Origin of the sequence: Vibrio sp. CAU 1672 (genome assembly GCF_029223195.1) — a bacterium.
Lineage (GTDB): Bacteria > Pseudomonadota > Gammaproteobacteria > Enterobacterales > Vibrionaceae > Vibrio.
Genome location: NZ_JARHUF010000003.1, coordinates 278,846 through 299,739, shown reverse-complemented (window position 1 = coordinate 299,739; position 20,894 = coordinate 278,846). Strand labels below are relative to the sequence as shown.

Here is a 20,894-nt window from a genome sequence, read left to right as displayed (position 1 = left end):
TTTTGTTCAGCGCTTGAAGCTAACGTCAAGCGTGACAATACCGGCTTGTGTTAATGGGTCTTAAATTGCGCCTTATCCAATTGGTGTTTTTTTAGCTTGTCATACAAGGTCTTGCGTGACACTTGTAATTCTAGTTGAACCTCTTTTAATCTGCCTCTGTGGCGTTGTAGCGCATCAAATAACAGGCAATATTCAAAGTGTTCTGTGCGTTGCGTCATACTTTGAATTTCCGTACTTCTGTTGCTGTCCCATTCCTCCATCGGGAAGTTATCCGGCTTGAGTGCGCGTAATTCGGCAAACTGGCGCAACTGGCGAACATTTTCCGGCCAGGTCATCTGGGTTAGCTGTTCCACTTCTTGTGCGCTGATATGAGGTGGTTGTAACTGGTAGCGACTGGCGGTGTGGCGAACAAAGTGTTTGTATAGTGGCCCAATGTCTTCTTTTCGTTCATCGAGCCTGGGCAGCCTGGCAACCGTGAATATCTCATGCAATGATGCAGCGGTTGACTGGACACTACCGAGCACGCGCTGCAGGCCGGGATGGTTAAGCAGAAGATGCCATTGGTTTCGGGTCAGTTGATCTGCGCTGTGAACATACAGACTGCACAATGCTCTGCCGGCGGTTAGATGGTGCAGCGTCTTGTTGATCGCATCGTCAGAACACTCATGTAAATCTTCTCCTGAGATGGCAATCAGTTCACTGTCTGGCGCAGCATGAATGTCGTGGGCGAACTGAGCCGCCAAACGGCGCCCGGTGCCTTCTTCACCGACAAAAATGACCGGCTGGTTGCCAGGAATACTGATCAGGGTGCGCCTTAGCGCTGCCATGACCGGACTATGGCCAATCATTTTGGGGCCGATGTGTGTCTGCATATCAAGTTCTTTTTTCAGCCAGACATTTTCCTGTAGCAAAAGCAACTTGTCATCGGCATTATGCAGCGATTTCAACAGTTGTTCGGTCGAGAACGGTTTTTCTAAAAAATCGTACGCGCCGGATTTCATCGCTTCTACAGCCGTTTTTACATCTCCGTGTCCGGTTAAAACAATGACCTGAAATTGGCTATTTTTGCCCAGCAGGGTGCGCATAAACTCCAAACCATTCATCACCGGCATGTGAATGTCAGTAATGACGATCGCCGGTGTTTGCGTATCGATAATCCTCAGTGCTTCAACGGCATTGGGAAAGCTGGTAACGTTGATGCCCTCGATCATCAGCGCCTGGCTGACCGCATCGCGGATGTGTGGTTCATCGTCAATAAAATAGACTGGGTTATTCAACAGGTTTCTCCATTGCGTCTGCTAGCAAAGGGACGCTGATGACAAACGTCATCCCTCCCGCGTCACCGTCCCCGGGGTTATAGTGATTGTACGCCGTCAGTGAACCGGCATAGCTTTCAATGATCCGTTTTGAGATCGTTAAGCCAAGACCCAGCCCTTCGGGTTTGGTGGTATAGAAAGGGTCAAACACTTTTGCCAGCGCTTCTTCACTCATGCCCGGGCCATTATCGGAAACTAAAATATCACAGACGGCGTCATGGCATTGCACGGCCAGAGAAATCTGTGGGTCAATACGTTGGCCGTCCATAGCCTGAACGGCATTGTGCAATAAGTTTATTAGCACTTGTTCCAGTTCGACGCCGTGGATCGCAAGGCGAACGCGACGGTCGATGTCTGGCAGCTTAAGGGTAACCCCTTGCCTGATCAGCTTGCTACTAAGGATGCTGGTGGCGTTGTGCACCGCATCGTGAAGAATCGCCACTTCATGTTGAGGGCTGTGATCGCTTCGGCGGGTAAAGACTTTCAGGCGGGCTATCACATCAGCGATGGTCGTATTTAATGCCAGCATTTTATCCAGATTGCTTTGTACCATTGGGTACTGCTCCATCGACAGCAGACGCTGAGCATTTTCGGTGTAGGTGCGCAAGGCGGCAAGCGGCTGATTGATCTCGTGATTGATACTGGCGGACAGTTCCCCGAGCAGCGCCAGTTTGGCCGCTTGTGTCAGTTCTTGCTGGGTTTGTTTCAGTTCTTGCTGGCTACGCTCATACTGGTTAATGGTTTGCTGCAGTTGCTGGTTGGCCTGGCTCAATACCCGGGTACGCTGGGCTACCTGATGTTCCAGGCTGACGTTCATCTCAGCTAATCGCGCTTTGTTAAGCAGCGTCTGAAACCAGGCAAAGGCAATCAACGCGAGCAGTGAATACAGCAGCAAAAATACCATATCGGCCTGTAGTACCGCAGCCAGTACCTGGGACTGATCTATCATGGCGATCACGCGAAAGCCTTTGTCGTGTTGCTGGCTGGCCAACGCCAGATAAGTATCCGACAACAGTAAGTCGTTACCCTGAAAGTGGTTTAAGCCACTTTGGTCGGTAATATCATCCTTATAGATGGGCAGTGATGCGCCGTATTGTTGGGTCTCTACCAGGTGAGCACGTATAGCCGGGCTGAGGGGGAACAGGGCCCGGTAGCGCCACTCGTTCAGGTTACTCATAAACACCACGTTGTGCTGGTCTGCCACTAAAATATCGATGTCTTGCTGGTTGAGACGCTGTTCGAGCTGCTCCAGGTTGACTTTCACGGTGATCACGCCCAGCAATTCGCCCTCAGTTAATAAAGGTGAGGAAAAAAAGTAGCCCCGCTTGTTAGAACGCGCGCCCAAAGCCACATATTGGGCTTTTTTACCTTGCCGTGCTGTTTGAAAATAGGGACGAAAACTGAAGTTTGCACCGACGAAACTGTCCGCCTGTCGGTAGTTGCTGGATGCCACGACCAGACCAGTTTTGTCGTGGACATAAATGGTGTCAGCCAGGCTCTGGCTGAGCCATTTTGCCAGCAGCCGGTTCAGCTGCTCAGGCGGCTCATCGTGCTGCATCGCCACTAATAAGCGTGGATCATGGCTGAGCAAATTCGGGATCTGTTCAAATTTGGCCAGCTCAGAGTCAATCTCCTGGCCAATTTGACTGGCCTGAACCTTGAGCGTCTGTTGCCAGCGCTGGTGTTGATATTGGGTGGCATAGTAATGGGTCAGAGCCAGTCCGATTAAGCCTATGCTCAACAGGAGTAACAGAAAATGACGTACCGCTTTGGGGCTGATTAAGTTCACGCTGGGCTCACTGGTTTTTAACCCAATGTTAGCAAAAGGTTTTTAAAGGTGTAGTACCCGGAATCTACAACGAGAAATAGATCTGACTTTTCAGTTCAATTCTGTGCCTTAGTGATCAAAGCGGTGGTTGAAGGGGGTTTTGTCATGCCTTTTTTAGTGCCCGATCAGCGAAAAAAAGGCTTCATCTTGTATTTCCAGGGCATCAGGCGCACAATCGGAAAAAAAAGTGAAGGAGTGAAGATGGAACTGGCTGATATTCGTCGGGAGTACACCAAAGGTGGTTTACGCCGTAAAGACTTAAAAGCGGATCCCATTGAACAGTTTAATCTGTGGCTTGAACAGGCAATTAAGGCTGAGCTGGCTGATCCGACTGCGATGACAGTGGCAACGGTGGATGAAAATGGCATGCCTTTTCAACGAATTGTTCTGCTAAAGAACGTAGATCACAATGGTTTTGTGTTTTACACCAATTTGGGTAGTCGTAAAGCGCAGCATTTAGCGCACAATAGCAACATCAGTTTGCATTTTCCATGGCATCCGCTGGAACGTCAGGTGCACATCACCGGGGTTGCAGAAAAGCTGACCCCAATGGAAAACATGAAGTATTTTACTTCTCGTCCCAAAGAGAGCCAGTTGGCGGCGATTGCCAGTAAACAGAGTAGCCGTATTTCCGCCCGTGGGGTGCTTGAGGGCAAATTCCTCGAACTGAAACAGAAATTTGAAAAAGGCGAAATTCCGGTGCCAACGTTTTGGGGCGGTTACCGTGTCAGGCCGCAAAGTATCGAGTTCTGGCAGGGAGGGGAGCATCGTTTGCACGATCGCTTCTTGTTCTCCAAGCACAATGGTGAGTGGGATATTGACCGCTTGGCCCCTTAGCCTATATCTTAAAAAAATAACACCGCCGTTTGGCGGTGTTTTTTTATGGTATCGGCTAAGGTTTGCCAGTCTATTCTTTACGTTCGCCGTTCAAGACCACCGACAACTGCTTTTTCAACAGGCTTTTCGGTACGATGGAGCCATAACCGGCTTCCATGGCCTTATCTATCAGTTCACTTTTACTGTTGGCTGCGAATTTCATCCGTAGTCTCGCTACATGCCCTTCTACGGTTTTGATCGAAATTCCCATCACTTGAGCAATGAACTGTGGTTTTTTGCCATACAGCAGCAGAAACAAGGTTTCTTGCTCGCGATTGGTGAGTTTTTCCGGTTGTGATTCCAGATTTGAAAAGCGGTAGATAGAATGATCAGACGTTTGGTGACTGATTGCGCGGCATACCCAGTAGCCAACCTCAATGATGGCGGTGTCCGTCAGTTCCCGGCCATAAAAAATGGTGCCTAAGGTTTCCCCATTCTCCCCCAACCAGGGGGTCTTGGTGAAAATGTGTGCCCGCCAGCGGCCGTCCGGATAGGGATGAATGTCGAGGATTTTCAGCGCTTCACCCGTTTCAATCACGTGTTTATCTTGGCGTTGAAATTCTTGGGCACATTCTGTGGTGGGGCTGGGCATGTCAAAATCGGATTTGCCAACACACTCATCGGGCGACTTATGGCCTAAAAGTTCGGCATACTCTTGATTAACATAGCGAAATACTGAATTTCGATCTTTACACCCCCAGCAGCCCGGGAGTTGGTGCAGGAGTGATTGTTCAATGGTTGAGAGTGGAATGTTCACCAGGGGATTCTCTTTATACTGCTTATCGTCGCCGTTGCTTAGAGGCAGGCTGATGATGTTACCAGCGTCGACCCGCCATCCTCCCTTGATCATGCTTTCGTCAGGTGTCCGGTTTCAAGAGAGCATACGGCGTGATGCGCATTGATATATTCTAATAATGCCAACGGGAGCGCGGATGATAACAGCTTATGTTATTGAATTCATTGTTACGGGGCAAAAAAAAAGCCAGCCTGAAGACGGGCTGGCAACACAAGATAATCTTGTCGACGTGTAGAAGAGGTTTCTAAAAAACTCAGCGAGGGTCTGCTAAGTTATTTAGAGGTATCAATTAGATACCGATGAAAATTCGGGATAGTGTCCCAAACCTTCGGGATCTAATGTAGTGAAATCTGAGCCGATGTGTAAGGGGGGAATTCCCTCTATGTGCCATTTTTTCTCTGAGACAGGCCGGAGCGGCAAAGATTCAGCTGGCAACGCGGGGGCTTTGTGTCGGATTTTCTCCGGTCCGTTGTGCACAAAGAAATTGGTGAGACATTAACCGTAACTTAGCCCGTCATGATCATTGTTCCGGAACAATGATCATGATGATATTGCTCTGATCTTGGCCGAACGGTGGCGCGGCGATTTGCAACGCAGTTAAGGTGGGTTATGATGCCAAGGTGTACACTGACAGTATTAATGACAATCTGTTGCAATGAGTGAGTCCAATAAGCTGAACGCCCCATCGGATAAAGAAAACCTGCTGCCGAAACCTGCGGAATTGATCACGTTGCCGTCTTATATGGACTGCCATGATCATGCCTATACCCAGATCGTGATCGGCCTGAAAGGCCAGGCGGAATTTGAGGTCCGTGGCCAGGGTAACTTGGTCGGCCCCGGACAGGGTTGCGTGGTGACAGCCAGTTCTGATCATGCTTTCGGAGGAGTGGTACACCAGTCAGATATCTTAGTCCTTAATATGCCACGTCCCAGTGATGATGATCCGGCTATGTTGTGCAAACTCAATCAGTTGGAGAAAGCCCATCTCTACTTTCAGCTCGATGGCCAGATTCAGAAGCTGATCCACATGCTGGTGCAGGAGATGAGCTGTCATCCCGACGATCTTTTGTTGAGCCGGGCATGCAATGATACGGTGATAGCTTTGATGCAACGCCATATTTCGGCGTTTGAAACCACTCGTAAAGAGTCCCGCTTTGATCTTGAAGCGATCGATCGCTATATCGAGCGACACCTGAGCCGCAAGATCAGTGTTGCCCAGCTTGCGGGCAGCGTCTTCCTCGGTGAAAGCCAGTTCCATAATTTATTTAAAGATCAGATGGGTATTACGCCACATCAGTATGTGCTGGGTAAACGGATTGATATGGCGCGGGAGTTGATTGAACAGGGCCAGTTGTCACTTGGCCAGATTGCTGAACTGACCGGCTTTTCCAGCCAAAGTACGTTTACCCATACCTTTACCCGCCTGCAAGGCCTGTCGCCATCTCAATATAAAAAGCGCAACAGTTGAACTGCCTTAGGGCAAACATTGTGCGGCCTGTCACCTGCTGACCTCTTTGATCCCCATTCCTGATGAACAAACCCTGTCTGTAACCTTGCATCGTACTTAAATGGCTTTGCAGCGTCGGACAGGGCATTGTGCTGGAAATGGGAATCATAATTATAGTTAATTACTGATGATAAGCGATATATGCAACTGTTGTTAATTGGCTATAGTGTTTAAATTCTACAGCATAAAATATTAGTTATTTGGCTGTGACTTTGTAGATGTTTTGTTAAAAAAGCGAGGTTTTGACAAAAAACTCGGAGTTTTTGACAAGTAATCTTCTCATCCGCAAAATACACTGCCAGCCATTGACGATCCTCGAAGCGGTTTTCGAGGAGTGTGATTGAGGAAAACGCATGTTTACAGCAACAGATGTGTTAAAACCAGACTTTATCGAGCAGCCGCTTGATGAATTGTGGTCACTGATCTCCCCCTTGTATATGGTGGATGAGTCTCAATGGCTGAAGCAATTATTGCCCCTGGCCACGCCGACAGCGGAAGAAAAAGCAGCGGTCTCGATTCAGGCCACTCAACTGATCGAAGCGATTCGTGCTGACAAAAAATCGATCCAGATGATCGATGCGCTGCTGTTGGAGTACAGTCTGGATACCCAGGAAGGCATTTTACTGATGTGTCTGGCAGAAGCTTTGATGCGTATTCCTGACGCGAGTACCGCTGATGCGCTGATCAAAGATAAACTCAGTGTGGCTGACTGGAAATCGCACTTAAAGAACTCCGATTCAGTATTCGTTAATGCATCAACCTGGGGGCTGATGCTGACCGGAAAAGTCGTTGGTTTGGGTGAGCCGGACTGCCATAGTCCGGGGCAAGCGGTTAACCGTTTGGTCAATAAATTTTCTGAGCCGGTGATCCGTAAAGCCATGTATCAGGCGATGAAAATCATGGGCCACCAGTTTGTGCGCGGACGGACCATCGAAGAAGCGCAAAAAAATGGTCGTCCGATGCGCGACAAAGGGTTCACATACTCTTTTGATATGCTGGGTGAAGCGGCGCTGACTACAGCAGATGCCAACAAGTATTTTAAAGATTACCTGATGGCTATCGAAGCGGTTGGCCGCGACACTTATGGTAACGACACCAGCCCGGCTCCATCGGTCTCAATCAAGCTGTCGGCCCTGCACCCGCGTTATGAGGTTGCGAATCAAGCGCGGGTGATGACCGAGTTGTACGATACCCTGACTCAGCTGCTCAAGCGTGCGGTTGAAGTGGATGTGGCGATCACCATCGATGCCGAAGAAGCGGATCGCCTTGAGCTATCGCTAAAGCTGTTTGAAAAACTGTATCGCAGCGATTTGGTTCAGGGCTGGGGCAAATTTGGCCTGGTGGTTCAGGCCTACTCCAAACGCGCGTTGCCGGTACTGGTATGGTTAAACCGGCTGGCGAAAGAGCAGGGTGATCTGATCCCGCTGCGTTTAGTCAAAGGCGCCTACTGGGACAGTGAGATCAAATGGTCGCAACAAGCGGGCTACGCCAACTATCCGGTGTACACCCGTAAAGAAGCAACCGATGTGGCTTACCTGGCCTGTGCGCGTTTTCTGCTCAGTGATGGCGTGCGCGGCAACATTTTCCCGCAGTTTGCCAGCCACAATGCCCATACAGTGACGTCGGTTGCACTGATGGCTGAGCACCATGATTACGAGTTCCAGCGCCTGCATGGCATGGGCGATTCGCTGTATAACCATGTGATGGAGCGCTACGGCCAACCGGTGCGGATCTATGCGCCGGTCGGCAGCCATGCCGATTTATTGCCTTATCTGGTGCGCCGCTTGTTGGAAAATGGCGCCAATAGTTCGTTTGTTCACCGATTGGTGGACGCGCGCTGCCCGGTTTCTGAGTTAACCCAACACCCTGTTGATATGTTGATTGCGTTTGACACTCTGCACAATGCCAGTATTCCGTTGCCAGGAGCCATTTTCCCTGAGCGCAAGAACTCGTACGGGATCAATATCGATATCGACAGCGAAGCCAAACCTTTTGACGTGCAAGTAAAGCACTTCCTGAACAATCAATGGCAAGCCGGACCGATCATTAATGGGATCAACCACGCCGAAAGCATGATCAAGGCAAATCTGGCTGAGGTGATCACCGCACCGTACGATCGTCGTATTCAGGTAGGTAAGGCGGCATTTGCCAGCCTTGATCATGTTTCCATGGCGATTGACGCGGCGCAGGCGGCATTCCTGGCCTGGCAGGCCACCCCAACAGCAGAGAAGGCACAGTATCTGGAGACGTTGGCGGATCTGCTTGAAATCCATCTGGCTGAACTGGTGGCGCTGTGCCACCAGGAAGCGGGGAAAACCATTCACGACAGTATTGATGAAGTGCGTGAGGCGGTGGATTTTTGTCGTTACTACGCTAAACAAGCGCAAACCCTGCAGCCATTTGAGCTGGTGGGCTTTGACGGCGTAACCCGCCTTTCCCACCGTGAGGGGGTGGGGGTGTTTGTCTGCATCAGCCCGTGGAACTTCCCGCTGGCGATTTTCCTCGGTCAGGTCACGGCAGCTTTAGTGGCTGGTAATACGGTGGTGGCCAAACCGGCAGAGCAAACCAGCCTGATCGCTGCGCGGGCGATTGAGCTAATGCTACAGGCCGGTTTCCCTGCCGGGGTTATCCAACTGTTGCCGGGACGTGGCAGCGAGATCGGCCATGCCCTGACTTCTCATCCGGCGATTGCCGGGGTGGCGTTCACCGGTTCTACCCGTACCGCGCAGCGTATTAACGTGACGCTGGCGGAGCGTCAGGCTCAACCCGTGCCGTTTATTGCCGAGACCGGCGGCCAGAATGCGATGATTGTTGACAGTACCGCACTGCCGGAGCAGGTGGTACGTGATGTGATTCGTTCTGCGTTTGCTTCCGCCGGCCAGCGCTGCTCTGCGCTGCGGGTGTTGTTTGTCCAGGAAGATGTCGCCGATCGGATCATCAGTCTGATTGAAGGGGCGATGAATGAGCTGGATGTCGGTTTGCCGTATCTGCACAAAACCGATGTCGGTCCGGTGATCGATGCGACTGCCAAAGCCAAGCTAGTGGCACATATTGAGCAGATGAGCCAAAGCCAGAAGAAAGTGGCCCAGTTGCAACTGGACGATGCCTGTCAGTTCGGCGATTACGTTGCGCCGAGCGCGTTTGAAATTGAGGGCATCCATGTACTCAAAGAAGAGCAGTTTGGCCCGATTCTGCACATTGTTCGCTTTAAGGGGTCAGAACTGCCGAAAGTGGTGGAGCAAATCAACCAGACCGGTTTTGGCCTGACCATGGGGATCCACAGCCGCAATGAAACCACCTATCGCTGGATTGAACAGCATGCGCGGGTTGGCAACTGCTACATCAACCGTGATCAGGTTGGTGCGGTGGTGGGGGTACAACCGTTTGGTGGGCAAGGGCTATCTGGTACCGGGCCAAAAGCTGGTGGTCCGCACTATTTGTATCGTTTTACTCACCAACTACTTACTCAAGCAGAGAACGCATAAGGAGTCGCACTATGGTTCATCAGATCACGAATTTCACCGATGCCTTCGCTGCCTGGGAGCAATGGAATCTGACCGATTTTGATTATAAAAGCGAGCACTTACAGGCATTTAAGTCCGTGCTTGCCGAAAAAAATTCGCTGGTAGGGCAGGTGGTGGCGTTCCACCTGCAACAAGCGTCAACGCTGCTGGCCAACACACATCAGCTGGTGGGACCAACTGGTGAAACTAACGAACTGTATACCGCCGGACGCGGGGTGGCTTTGGTGGTTTGTGAAAACCACCCCGAGCACACCGAACCGGCGTTATCCAGTGCGTTTGCCATGATCACCTGTGCCTTGATTGCCGGCAACAGTGTGGTGGTTTGCAGTGATAATACTGAGCTTAACCTGTTGTTACGACAGGCTCTTGAGCAGGTTAGTTTCCCATCTAATCTGGTGCAACTTATTGCGTACGATGCGTCTGCTGCTTTGCTGGAAAATGATGTACGTAGCCTGGGTTATGTGGGGAATTCACAGGTTGAGCATGCGCTTAACCTACAACTCGCTAAACGCGACGGTGCTATCGTCAGTTTAGTGTCTGAAACGGATTTAGAGTCACCGAAATTGGCTCATGATCCGCACCTATCGTTGCGCTTTATTACCGAGCGCACCCGAACGATAAATATTACCGCTGTGGGTGGTAATGCAACTCTACTCGAGTTGGGTAACGACACTCACTAACCTAACTTGTCCGCCTCTGTCTGGTATTACTGAGATGGTAAAGCCCGGCAGAGGTCAAGGAGGGAAATAATTATAATGAGGACTATCAAATGATAGAAAATAGCTTTGCTATCACAGCCACGTTTGTGGCCTATTTAATTCTAATGGTTGCCATTGGTATTATTGCGTATAAGAGGACTGTCAATTCATCCGACTATTTCCTGGGTGGCCGTAGCCTGGGTCCATGGCCGGCTGCACTCTCTGCCGGTGCGTCAGACATGAGTGGTTGGTTATTACTGGGCCTGCCAGGTTATGCCTATGCGGCAGGCATTGAGGCTTTCTGGCTTGCTGGTGGCCTGCTGGTGGGTACTTGGGCAAACTGGCTGATCAGCGCGAAACGCCTGCGTACTTACAGTATTCAAACCGAGTCGTTAACGCTGCCTGAATTCTTGTCGCGTCGATTCAACGATAACTCGAAACTGATTCAGACAATCTCTGCGTTTTTCATTCTGCTCTTCTTCCTTTTCTACACCAGCTCTGGCTTGGTTGCAGGGGGCAAACTGTTTGAAACCGTGTTCGGGCTTGATTATAGCCTGGCGGTGGTCATTGGTACCATTTGTGTGGTTTCCTATACCCTGTTCGGTGGCTTTTTGGCGGTATCGTGGACCGATTTGGTGCAAGGTCTGCTGATGGCCGCGGCACTGATGATTGTGCCAGTGGCAGTGATGGAAGGCGGCATTGGTCAGCTATCAAGCGACATGTACGCCATCAACCCGGAGTTACTGACGCTGTGGAATGATGTCAAAGGGGAACCTCTGTCGGCTGTGGCGATCATTTCACTGGTTGCCTGGGGCTTGGGTTATTTCGGTCAGCCGCACATTCTGGCTCGTTTCAAAGCATCACGTACCAACCGTGACCTGACTGCGGCTCGCCGTATTGCGGTAACCTGGACGGCCCTTTCTATGCTGGGCGCGATGATGGTCGGTCTGGTCGGTCTGGTCTGGGTGACTAACCACCCGGGTACACAACTGGCCGACGGTGAAAAAATCTTTATGTTGCTGGTGAACACTGTGTTCCACCCGGTGATCGCGGGTATCTTACTGGCTGCGATCCTGGCAGCGGTAATGAGTACTGCGGACTCACAGCTGTTAGTCTCATCTTCAGCCCTGGCAGAAGATTTTTACAAGCAGGTGTTTAAGACCAACGCTTCTTCTGAAGAGATTGTGATGGTAGGCCGCATTGGTGTGATTGCAATTTCTCTGATTGCGCTGTTCCTGGCGATGACGCCGGACAGCACAGTGCTTGGTTTGGTTTCGTACGCCTGGGCGGGATTTGGTGCTGCATTCGGTCCGGCTGTGGTACTCAGCCTGTACTGGACTGGCATGAACCGCAACGGTGCGTTAGCCGGTATTCTGGTGGGTGGTATCACCATTGTGGTATGGAAGCAGCTGTCTGGTGGCTGGTTCGATGTGTACGAAATCGTACCGGGTATCATCCTGTCTACCATTGCGATTGTGCTCTTCAGTAAGCTTACGGGTGGTCCGGCACAAGACGTTATCGACCAACACCAAGAGTACAAAAACAAACTGGTATCGCTGGACTAATCGGTTTTTCGGTAACTTAAATACTCAAAAGCCCGCAATAGCGGGCTTTATTTTTATTCTTGACCCGTCTACAAGTGACGGGTTGATGATCGTCTGGTGTCTGGCAAAAGGAGCAATGATGCTTACTGTAACTCAATTGGCCAAGGAGTGTGGTATCTCGCGAACCACCTTGCTGTACTATGAGCGCGAAGGTTTACTCCAGCCGGCTTATCGCTCGGAAAATGGTTATCGCTGGTATGGCGACAAAGAGAGGCAGCGTCTGCAAACCATCACGGCCTATCGTGGTTATGGGTTACCAATCAGCAGTATCCGCACTTTACTGGCACAGCAAGGTCAGTCTCAAGCTCAGATTTTGAAAGCGCATTTCAGGCAACTTGAGCAGGAGATCCAAACCCTCAGGGCGCAGCAGAAAGCGATTGTTGTGTTACTGCAGGAACCCCATTTAATAGAGGAGAGAATCGTGACGAAACAACGTTGGGTTGAGATCATGCAAGCCGCTGGCTTTTCACCGCAGGACATGCTCACATGGCATCAGAAGTTCGAGGAAATGGAGCCGCAAGAGCATCAGAAGTTCCTTGAATCACTTGGAATCAGCCCCCAGGAGATTGAACGTATTCGCGGATTGTAAACGTAATGAGCCTTGAGATGAGGAGCATGCTGTCAGCGAATATTGGCGTAAACCACGCTTGTGTACCCAGCTTGGCTGGTTAATTAACAGTGTAAATTGGCTAGCCAGATGAGGCATATATTGGCTAGCTTTGTTGACAGGTTGCGGCTTTAGCGGAAACTTACTAACCGGGACAACCAAGCCATGAACATCAGATTTCTGGTCTGACCAAACTCTCATTTTTTGGCGATATTCCGGCGTTTTTTTGAACGTGATCCACAAAAATACACCGGGCCTTTTTTAATGTGGAATTTTTTTGAACAAGATGTGTCAATTGTCAATATCACAGAGGCAAAAAGGAGATCACACCATGCCAGATATCTATTGTTCAGCTTGTAAAAAATCCACACAACATAAAGTGATCATGAAGCGTTGTGAGCCACAAGTTGACACCCTTACTGGCAAAGTCGTGAGCTTTACCCAGTTAATGGCGAAGTTTATGACCGGCAATCACTATTATGAAATGGAACCGCAATACTACTGCCGTTGTTGTAACCATCGTGCACTTGGCGAGATCGTGCCGCTTCCGGTTCAGCAACATTCAACGGTGCTGATGCAATAGCGTTTCGCCCGGACTGCCAGTATATGGTTGCTGGTAATCTCCTGTCTTCAATACTCCGCTGCCCATACCATAGGTGGCCATGAGCTGCGGCTGAATAAACTTCAGCCAGTGATTTAGCGACTGCGTATGGACTGCAGTGTCGGTCCGATCTTTGAAGCCAAGAAGTCAGTCTGTTGATCTCTTCGGCTATTGGCTTGCTATTGTTTAGCCATCCAGCTTATCTGTCCATTTAAGGCTCAGCTTGCCAGCTGTAAAAGCCGTCAGTCTGTAGTCGATAAAACGGCGGACGTCCGTAAAACTCACACCTTCTACATTTATTTATTTGCAAATGAACAAACTGCGATTAAGGTAATGCTCTTAGTATGTTGCATAGGTGTAACTAATGGGTTACTCGTTGGATCGAATTGATTTGCAAATTCTGCGGACTCTGTATGTTAAAGGGCGGATTCCGGTCGTGGAGCTGGCCAAACAGGTCAACCTGACCACATCACCCTGCTCTGAGCGGGTCAAACGGCTGGAGAAAGAGGGTTATATCAGTGGCTACCATGCGGAACTCAATGCAGAAAAACTGGGGCTGGAGGTTCAGGTGTTTATCCATATTCGTTTGGATCAAACCAGCTTTTCTATTTTTGAGAAATTTGCCAAAGCGGTTGAGCTGATGCCAGAGGTTGAAGAGTGTTACTCACTGTCTGGTGATTTTGACACCATGATTAAGGTGCGGGTGAGGAACATGAAAGCCTATCAGGAGTTTATGGCGAGTAAACTGGGGACCTTGCCGGGGGTGATCCAGACTCGTAGTGAGGTCGTGATTCAAGAACATAAAACCGGATTTGGTGTGAACCCCGAGCTTTTGACTTCGTTAAAATAAAAAAAGGAGCGCTAACGCTCCTTTTTTGCTGATTTCAGGTTTAGGCACCAATCGCGGTAGCCAGCACACCGATCGCGCCGCCGAAGACTCCGCCCCACACCACCAGCCAGCCGAGGTGTTGTTTGATCATCTGTTGCACCATCTCTTTCACCAGTGCCGGAGTTAGCTCGCTTAAACGTTGATCGATAATGCTTTCAATGTTGTGTTTGATCTCATCCATCATTGCCGGTGCTTCGAACTGCTCTTTCAGCGCGGCTTTCACCGTATCACTCTGGCTGATCTCTGCCATCGACTGCTGCATTTTTTCGACAAAGGGTTGTTTGAGCGGTTGCAGCGCCTCGGTGCCACCAAACATCGCTAACATTCCGCCAAATTGTGAAGCGGCGATCACCTCAACTAATGAGTCGAAAGTCGGGTTAAAATCCACCGAATCGATGATAGGCTGCAGGTCGATGCTGGCACTTCCGGCCATTTCCTGGTTGAGAAAACGGTCGATGTTGGCATCGGTGAAAAACTGCTCCATCATCAACTGTTTGATCGCACGTTTGAACTCTTCAAAGCGCGCCGGGATCACGCCAGAGCCATACAGCCCCGGAACTTTCTCAAACAGCATGTGGACGGCAAGCCAGTTGGTTATCGCGCCGGAAAAAGCGAATAACCCTGCGTACCAAAGATAGTCTTGCTGGAGCTGGTAACCCACCCCCATCAGGGCGATGGCGAGAATATTAGTCAGTAAACTTTTGTTCATATTGACCGAATGTCATTTAATCTGAGGAAAAACGTGGGGCCGATTTTAGGGGATCCTTAACCAAAACAAAACCCGGCAATTGGTGCCGGGTGACGGTTTTTATACCAGGGAGAGGGGGATAACGATATCAATACTCCTCAAAGGCGGAAAACTTTGCGGCAAAGCTGGCAGTGCCATCGCTGTGTGTAGCCAAAGAGTTTATCTGTCCAGCTCGGCTGAACTTGTACGATTTGCATTGAACCACACTTACACATAAGCACCTCATATTATTTTTGGACTAAGAATCAACACCACCTTGCTCAAATTATAGTGGTTTATGGCAAAGTCGGATGAGAAATGCCCGCGAGGGAGCAGGCCTACCCGGAGCGGGCGTTTGCGGAGCAGGAAAAACGGCGCAACGTGTGCCGTTTGTTTGGGGGGGATGCTTGTTGGGTATTCAGCGTTTCGCCGATAACTCCGCCGCTTTGGTGGACCCATAACTGAGCATAAATGCCAATGCCTGCCTATTTGTGAGCTGAATGTAATTATTCGCTCTATTGATAAAGCTGATGGCAACATCACTTTTTTTTTCTGATTTGCTTAAATGTTTAAGCATTGCCGCTTGTGGTTGACTGCTTTGTTCACGAAAAAAGATCGTCGTTTTGCGGCCATCTAACGAGCTATTTAATAATACGCCGTGAAACGTTTATGCGATGGGATGGTTCAGAAAGATATCACGTAATACATCACTGGTTACTTCAGCCAGCTTAGGCCACATCAATATAATGGCGGTCTAATGCAGGAAGAATAAGAATGGCCGTACTGGTTAAACTCTGAAACCGTGGTCAGTTTTACTTGACCACTACAATAACTTTCCAATTGATAATTTTTGGGGAGATTTTAAGAGGTGAGAGAGCTGTTTTTTCGGAACAGGAATATTTTTATAATAGCCAGAAATGTTTGGATGGACATATTTCATCTCTAGGGTGTTTCATATCCCCATCCTTCTTACCGTGACTCATGATAAAGATGGTGTGAGTGAGATTACAGCGACAACTTTGATTAGCGCTCTTAGTAATTATACGAAGAATCTGAAAAATTGACCATTTTACCAACATCACTAGTTTTTACGTGAAACCATATAGGTGCAACTATGAAGAAATTAATACTTGGATGTATGATTGCATTAAGTTCGCAAGTAACATATGCAGAAAATACAAAAATAGAAGTAATGTCTCCAGGTGGAAATTATATGGAGTTCGTTCGTTCTGAACTTATTCCTGAATTTAAAAAACGACACCCTGATGTAGATGTGGTGGTCTCTAACGATGAAAATCTTGAGACGCGTATGGCTGCAGGTGATTTACCAAACCTTTACGCAGGTGTTTTTGGTTATCAGCCAGCTAAATATGCCAAAATGGGAAAACTGGTAAACTTACAAGAGCTAGATGGTTTTGATTCCTTGAAAAATCGTATTGACTCCGTGTTCATGAAAAAAAACTACGGCGGTCAATATTATATTCCTTGGAACGCAACAACGACCTTGATGTTATACAATAAAGAGTTGTTTGTTGAAGCTGGATTAGATCCTAATAATCCACCGAAAACCTGGGATGAGTTTTTGTACGCCGCAGAAAAAATTAGTGCCTTACCTTCCCGTAAAGATGGTAGTCCTGTATATGGCACTGTTTTTTGGAACGAAGCATTATCATGGGGAAGTTGGTACTGGAGCATGCTCGCTCAGATGTATTACAACTTCAATGATGGTCATTATGCGTTGCTTAATCGTTTTGGAACCAGTCCGGTTTTTGACAAAAAAGAAGCGAATCTGGCTTTGTTTTTTGAAACGATGGCTAAAGCACAGAAATTCGCCCCATTAACAATGGAAAAGAACTTTTTTTCTCGCACGATCGGTATGTGGCCTCAGTTTGGTTTTGGTTGGAAAGTGAACCTAAAAGAGGCGGCGGGTAAACCAATGGTTATTGGAGAAGATGTTGGCGTAGCACCGATCCCTACACTAGGTAAAAGTGATACATCTTATTCAACCCTAGATGGCAGGGCGCTGATGATCTTTAAGGATAGCGCTGAAGAAGAAAAGTTATCCTGGGAGTTTTTGCAGTTAATGATGGAAGATGAGTTTAACCATAAAGCAAACGTGGCACTTGGACAACTCCCGACTTTGACTGCATTAAAAGATAAGCCTTACTATAATACACCTGAAGCGAAGCCATTTGTGGATCAACTATCAAATGCCAAAATGAACGAGGCATTTGCACTTTCTTCTGATATAGCAGGGGTCATCCTGGAGCAATATTCAAAGGCCGTAGTTAAACAAGAAGTTTCTCCTCAAGATGCGGTAGAAAATGCGACTAAAAAAGCCCTGGAAATAATTAATAATTAATAATTATTTCTTAAATATTAGGTTTGAATTAATAACAATAGCGTTCTATTAACAAGGTGTATGTTGTTTTTAGCATGGGTGAATTATTGGGCTTGTTATTCTATCTGATAAAACTAAAATTTTATCAAGTTTATTCCGTACTGTTGTTTTCGTCTTTGTGTTGAATTCAATTACGGCAGCAATGGTCATGTTTGACTTTGTATCAGGCCCTTCGGGGTCTATTCAAAATATCATGGCAAATGTGAATTTATTGAGTGGGCCTGCTTTTGGTAGTTTGAATATTGGTTACTCATGTCAATTATAGCTGTCTTCAGTGCCTAGGAATGGTTTTGTATACAGATGATTCCGGCTGTTTTGTTTACGATTTCAACATATATGATGATGTATGTGTTGTGACGGAGTAATACCTATAGAGTGAGAGTTCTAATGATTTCTGCTGCTATTAATAATTGTAATATCTTTATCATGGTTAAATTTATGAAGCAGATTGAGAATGCCTATTTGAATGCCGTTTTGGGCGATGACAGCGGTGATTGCGGTCTCAGTGGTTGTAGTGTTTTGCTGTTTGCAGAAGAACTTCATCAAGGCGTTCATACGGGTAGGAGTTAAGTAGTGAAAGTTTCTACATTTTATAAATTATCAACATTTGTTTTAGTGGTGCTTATCGCTTATGTCTCAGCATGGATGAGGGCTTATTCGTTGTCAGATGGCTATTTTACCTATGCCGAACAGCAATATTCCACAGGAAACCTAGTCTTGGCTTTAAAGGGAATGAATAAGCAGAGTCTCAGAAAAGGGGATGATTATTTTGGCGGCTATCAGCAGGTCATTGAAGCGTGGCATAGTTCCACTTTGGGGCCTCGACCTGAAGCATATTACCACTCTCTCGAAAAACCGAAGCAGATTATTGAGCAGTTATCAGTCGAAGAGTTGTTAGAGTTTATCGACGTTTATGTTCAATTAGATTCTCGTTACGTACCAGTTGCTGCAGACCAAGTCAGGGTTTTGGCAAAACAGGCGGGTGATGCTGGTTTATATAACGATATGACAGCGTTCTTAACCGAAGCCTTTCCGCGTTATAAGCAACAAGAGATTTAGATCAGTAGTTTTGATGGCATTGTATAGAGATCCGATAGCGGCGTATGAGGACGGGGAGCCTGTCGCAATTTCAGTATGCAGATTGTTTTATAGCGGGGGAGGTCTGCATCTGATTACTTGAGTGTTCTACTCGTTCGCCACCCGGATTGGGTGGCTTTTTTTACTTCAATCAGCGGTTCTATAGGGCAATGTAGATCAATCGAACTACACCGCCAGATCGTTGCACGCCGAGTTTAGTGAGTACGGGAGCACGTGCATGTTTTTCCAGTCTCGCACAGAAGTTGAACGCTAGCCCGTAATGATTGCCTGTACTTTACACGGCATTTTTTATCAAGCTTCTTTCATGAAGAGTGGAAGTTAAATTTTCAAGTTGTCCGCCCAAATCGTTAGCATTTTAGCAGCAATCTCACAACAGCAATACGTGACATGGAGCACATTCATTATGAGGCTAGGAATTAAAATTGGCGCAGGTTTTGCTGCGGTATTGATGGTATTGACAGTGGTATTAGGTATATCCGTTAATGCATTACGTGATGCAGATAGAGGGATCGCTCGGTATCAGGAAATGGCGCGTGATACTAATCTGGCGGGGGTTTTGCAGGTGAATTCTCTAATGGTCAGAATGAGTGCAATGGCTTATTTGATGACACAAAGCGAATCTGATTTAAACGAGTATCGCCGCTACTCCTCCGAGATGATTGACTCTTTGAGTCAGACTGGTGATCAGATTAAAGATCCAGAAAGATTGGCTCTACTTGCTGATTTGCGTAAATCCGTAAGTAGCTATGAAGTATCATTGGGCAAGGTTATTGGGCATATGAAGCAGAGAGAAGCTGAGTACAATAATGAGCTTGTTCCTCATGGTGAAGCCATGCGACAAACTATCGCAAAAATCATTCAGGCCGCTGACGAACAAAACTACCCTGCAGTTTCCTACGGAGCTTGGCTTGTTCAGGAGAAGGTGCTTACCGGGCGGCTTTGGGCAGCAAAATACTATCAGTCAGGTAATAATTCTGATTTCAACAAGGCGATGGAATATGTCGATGCCACCCTTAGTGACGATATAGACCGCCTAAAAAAAATACCAACCGGTAATGATATACAGGAGTTACTAGCGCAATTTACCAACCTCCACGTTAATTTTGTCAAAGATATTCGTCAAATTCAGGAAGCGACAGTTATCCGGGATCGCGTTGTTGGCGATACACTTACCCCACTGGGCGTGGAACTGACTTACAAGGTGGAAGAAATAAAAAGCTCTCTGATGCGTGATCAGAACACACTCGGACCGCAGCTACAAGAAAATACAGATCAAAGCATTACGTTAACCTTGATCCTTTCGGTAATCGCATTGGCTATCGGAATTACAGCTGCTGTTTTGCTTAAAAATGCCATCACCAGGCCAATACAGACAGCCGTCGATGCTGCCAACCAGCTTTCTGCTGGTAATCTGGTAATGAGTATTGGTAAAACCAATAATGACGAGACCGGGTTACTGCTTGAAGCGATACAAAACACGGCAATGAAGCTCAAGGAGATGATTTCAACTATTTCGGGAGCCAGCGTGGAGCTTGCATCGGCTTCAGAAGAGTTAGCCGTTGTGACAGAGCAAACTTCACAAGGGATTATTCAGCAGGAATCGGAAACGGACATGGTAGCAACCGCGATGAATGAGATGGCTAGCACCGTTCATGATGTTGCCAATAATGCAGCAATGGCCGCTGATGCAGCTAAACAAGCAGAGGATGAAGCTAACTCTGGCTCTGAAATCATAGCGCAGGCAATTGCTTCAACTCATATGCTGTCTGAGAATGTGAGCCGTTCTTCCTGCAAGCTCAATGAGGTAGAGCAGGCGGTGATGAATATCAGCTCCATTCTGGATGTCATCAGAGAAATTGCCGAACAGACAAACCTGCTGGCACTTAACGCTGCGATAGAAGCGGCTCGGGCCGGAGAGCAAGGGCGTGGTTTTGCCGTCGTTGCTGATGAGGTGCGCTCTCTTGCAGCCAGAACGCAAGGTTCAACATCTGATATTCAGAGCCTTATTGAGAAGCTACAGGATGGCACACAAAGTACAGTGGAGGTAATGAACCAAAGTAAAGCGCAGGCGCTAACCTGTGTCGGACAAGCCAATGAGGCTAACGATGCTCTTCAGGCCATTACAAGTGTAATCAGTGTTATTCACGATATGAACAATCAAATAGCCGGTGCTTCAGAGCAGCAGAGCTCGGCTGTTGAAAGCATTAACGAAAATGTTGTCAACGTTAAGCGGGTGGCCGAAGAAAATGCTGCGGCATCCAGTCAGATCAGAAGTTCAAGCAGTGAAATCGCCTTATTAGCTGAGCAGCTAAACGGACTGGTTGCTCAATTTAAGATCTGATGGATTTTAAGTATAGGTAAGTATCTGATTTTTTCTGCGCGGGATACCTGCCTGTACTGACCAAGTTCCATTGTCCGCAGT

General features: G+C 48.0%; 16 protein-coding genes. 12 read left to right on the top strand and 4 right to left on the bottom strand.

Features of this window, described 5'->3' with window-relative positions:
• Nucleotides 1-50: 50 nt before the first annotated feature.
• Together P2G85_RS05220 and P2G85_RS05215 are read right to left on the bottom strand one after the other, a co-directional pair.
• The gene (locus P2G85_RS05220) at nucleotides 51-1,277 is read right to left on the bottom strand and encodes a response regulator (protein WP_275863059.1); all 1,227 of its coding nucleotides are present in this window, start codon (nucleotides 1,275-1,277) and stop codon (nucleotides 51-53) included.
• Complete coding sequence (locus P2G85_RS05215; RefSeq protein ID WP_275863058.1) at nucleotides 1,270-3,105, bottom strand: ATP-binding protein; 1,836 nt, start codon at nucleotides 3,103-3,105, stop codon at nucleotides 1,270-1,272. The genes P2G85_RS05220 and P2G85_RS05215 overlap by 8 nt, the downstream gene beginning before the upstream one ends.
• A gap of 240 nt (nucleotides 3,106-3,345) precedes the next feature.
• Between P2G85_RS05215 and pdxH the strand changes: the two genes are divergently transcribed.
• Nucleotides 3,346-3,981 carry a pyridoxamine 5'-phosphate oxidase gene (gene pdxH / locus P2G85_RS05210; protein WP_275863057.1) on the top strand — a complete coding sequence of 212 codons (636 nt, stop codon included), beginning with the start codon at nucleotides 3,346-3,348 and terminating at the stop codon, nucleotides 3,979-3,981.
• 70 nt (nucleotides 3,982-4,051) lie between these two features.
• Here pdxH and P2G85_RS05205 read toward each other — a convergent pair whose 3' ends face one another.
• The gene (locus P2G85_RS05205; RefSeq protein ID WP_345795423.1) at nucleotides 4,052-4,777 is read right to left on the bottom strand and encodes a helix-turn-helix transcriptional regulator; all 726 of its coding nucleotides are present in this window, start codon (nucleotides 4,775-4,777) and stop codon (nucleotides 4,052-4,054) included.
• A gap of 694 nt (nucleotides 4,778-5,471) precedes the next feature.
• Here P2G85_RS05205 and P2G85_RS05200 point away from each other — a divergent pair.
• The 7 genes from P2G85_RS05200 to P2G85_RS05170 all read left to right on the top strand — a co-directional run bounded on the left by P2G85_RS05200 (nucleotide 5,472) and on the right by P2G85_RS05170 (nucleotide 14,207).
• On the top strand, nucleotides 5,472-6,284 hold the full coding sequence (locus tag P2G85_RS05200) for an AraC family transcriptional regulator (protein WP_275863055.1): 813 nt from the start codon (nucleotides 5,472-5,474) through the stop codon (nucleotides 6,282-6,284).
• Nucleotides 6,285-6,676: 392 nt separating this feature from the next.
• Nucleotides 6,677-9,808, top strand: coding sequence for a bifunctional proline dehydrogenase/L-glutamate gamma-semialdehyde dehydrogenase PutA (gene putA / locus P2G85_RS05195; protein ID WP_275863054.1), 3,132 nt, complete (start codon nucleotides 6,677-6,679; stop codon nucleotides 9,806-9,808).
• An 11-nt stretch (nucleotides 9,809-9,819) separates the two neighbouring features.
• Complete coding sequence (locus P2G85_RS05190) at nucleotides 9,820-10,527, top strand: 1-pyrroline-5-carboxylate dehydrogenase (protein WP_275863053.1); 708 nt, start codon at nucleotides 9,820-9,822, stop codon at nucleotides 10,525-10,527.
• Between the two features lie 89 nt (nucleotides 10,528-10,616).
• Nucleotides 10,617-12,110 (top strand): sodium/proline symporter PutP, encoded by a 1,494-nt coding sequence (gene putP, locus P2G85_RS05185; protein ID WP_275863052.1) that lies wholly within the window; start codon nucleotides 10,617-10,619, stop codon nucleotides 12,108-12,110.
• Between the two features lie 118 nt (nucleotides 12,111-12,228).
• Entirely contained in the window at nucleotides 12,229-12,738 is a 510-nt protein-coding gene (locus tag P2G85_RS05180; protein WP_275863051.1) for a MerR family transcriptional regulator, read from the top strand.
• A 349-nt stretch (nucleotides 12,739-13,087) separates the two neighbouring features.
• The gene (locus P2G85_RS05175) at nucleotides 13,088-13,339 is read left to right on the top strand and encodes a hypothetical protein (protein ID WP_275863050.1); all 252 of its coding nucleotides are present in this window, start codon (nucleotides 13,088-13,090) and stop codon (nucleotides 13,337-13,339) included.
• Nucleotides 13,340-13,721: 382 nt separating this feature from the next.
• Nucleotides 13,722-14,207, top strand: a complete 486-nt coding sequence (locus P2G85_RS05170) for an Lrp/AsnC ligand binding domain-containing protein (protein ID WP_275863049.1) — start codon at nucleotides 13,722-13,724, stop codon at nucleotides 14,205-14,207.
• Nucleotides 14,208-14,247: 40 nt separating this feature from the next.
• Here the strand turns inward: P2G85_RS05170 and P2G85_RS05165 are convergent, their stop codons facing one another.
• Entirely contained in the window at nucleotides 14,248-14,955 is a 708-nt protein-coding gene (locus P2G85_RS05165; protein WP_275863048.1) for a DUF445 domain-containing protein, read from the bottom strand.
• 1,132 nt (nucleotides 14,956-16,087) lie between these two features.
• Here P2G85_RS05165 and P2G85_RS05160 point away from each other — a divergent pair.
• From P2G85_RS05160 to P2G85_RS05145, 4 genes are all read left to right on the top strand, one after another.
• Complete coding sequence (locus P2G85_RS05160) at nucleotides 16,088-17,335, top strand: extracellular solute-binding protein (RefSeq protein ID WP_275863047.1); 1,248 nt, start codon at nucleotides 16,088-16,090, stop codon at nucleotides 17,333-17,335.
• Between the two features lie 426 nt (nucleotides 17,336-17,761).
• Nucleotides 17,762-17,944, top strand: coding sequence for a hypothetical protein (locus tag P2G85_RS05155; protein ID WP_275863046.1), 183 nt, complete (start codon nucleotides 17,762-17,764; stop codon nucleotides 17,942-17,944).
• A gap of 3 nt (nucleotides 17,945-17,947) precedes the next feature.
• A complete protein-coding gene (locus P2G85_RS05150) occupies nucleotides 17,948-18,433 on the top strand; it encodes a hypothetical protein (RefSeq protein WP_275863045.1) in 486 nt (161 codons plus the stop codon).
• A gap of 442 nt (nucleotides 18,434-18,875) precedes the next feature.
• Entirely contained in the window at nucleotides 18,876-20,813 is a 1,938-nt protein-coding gene (locus P2G85_RS05145) for a methyl-accepting chemotaxis protein (protein WP_275863044.1), read from the top strand.
• Nucleotides 20,814-20,894 lie beyond the last annotated feature (81 nt).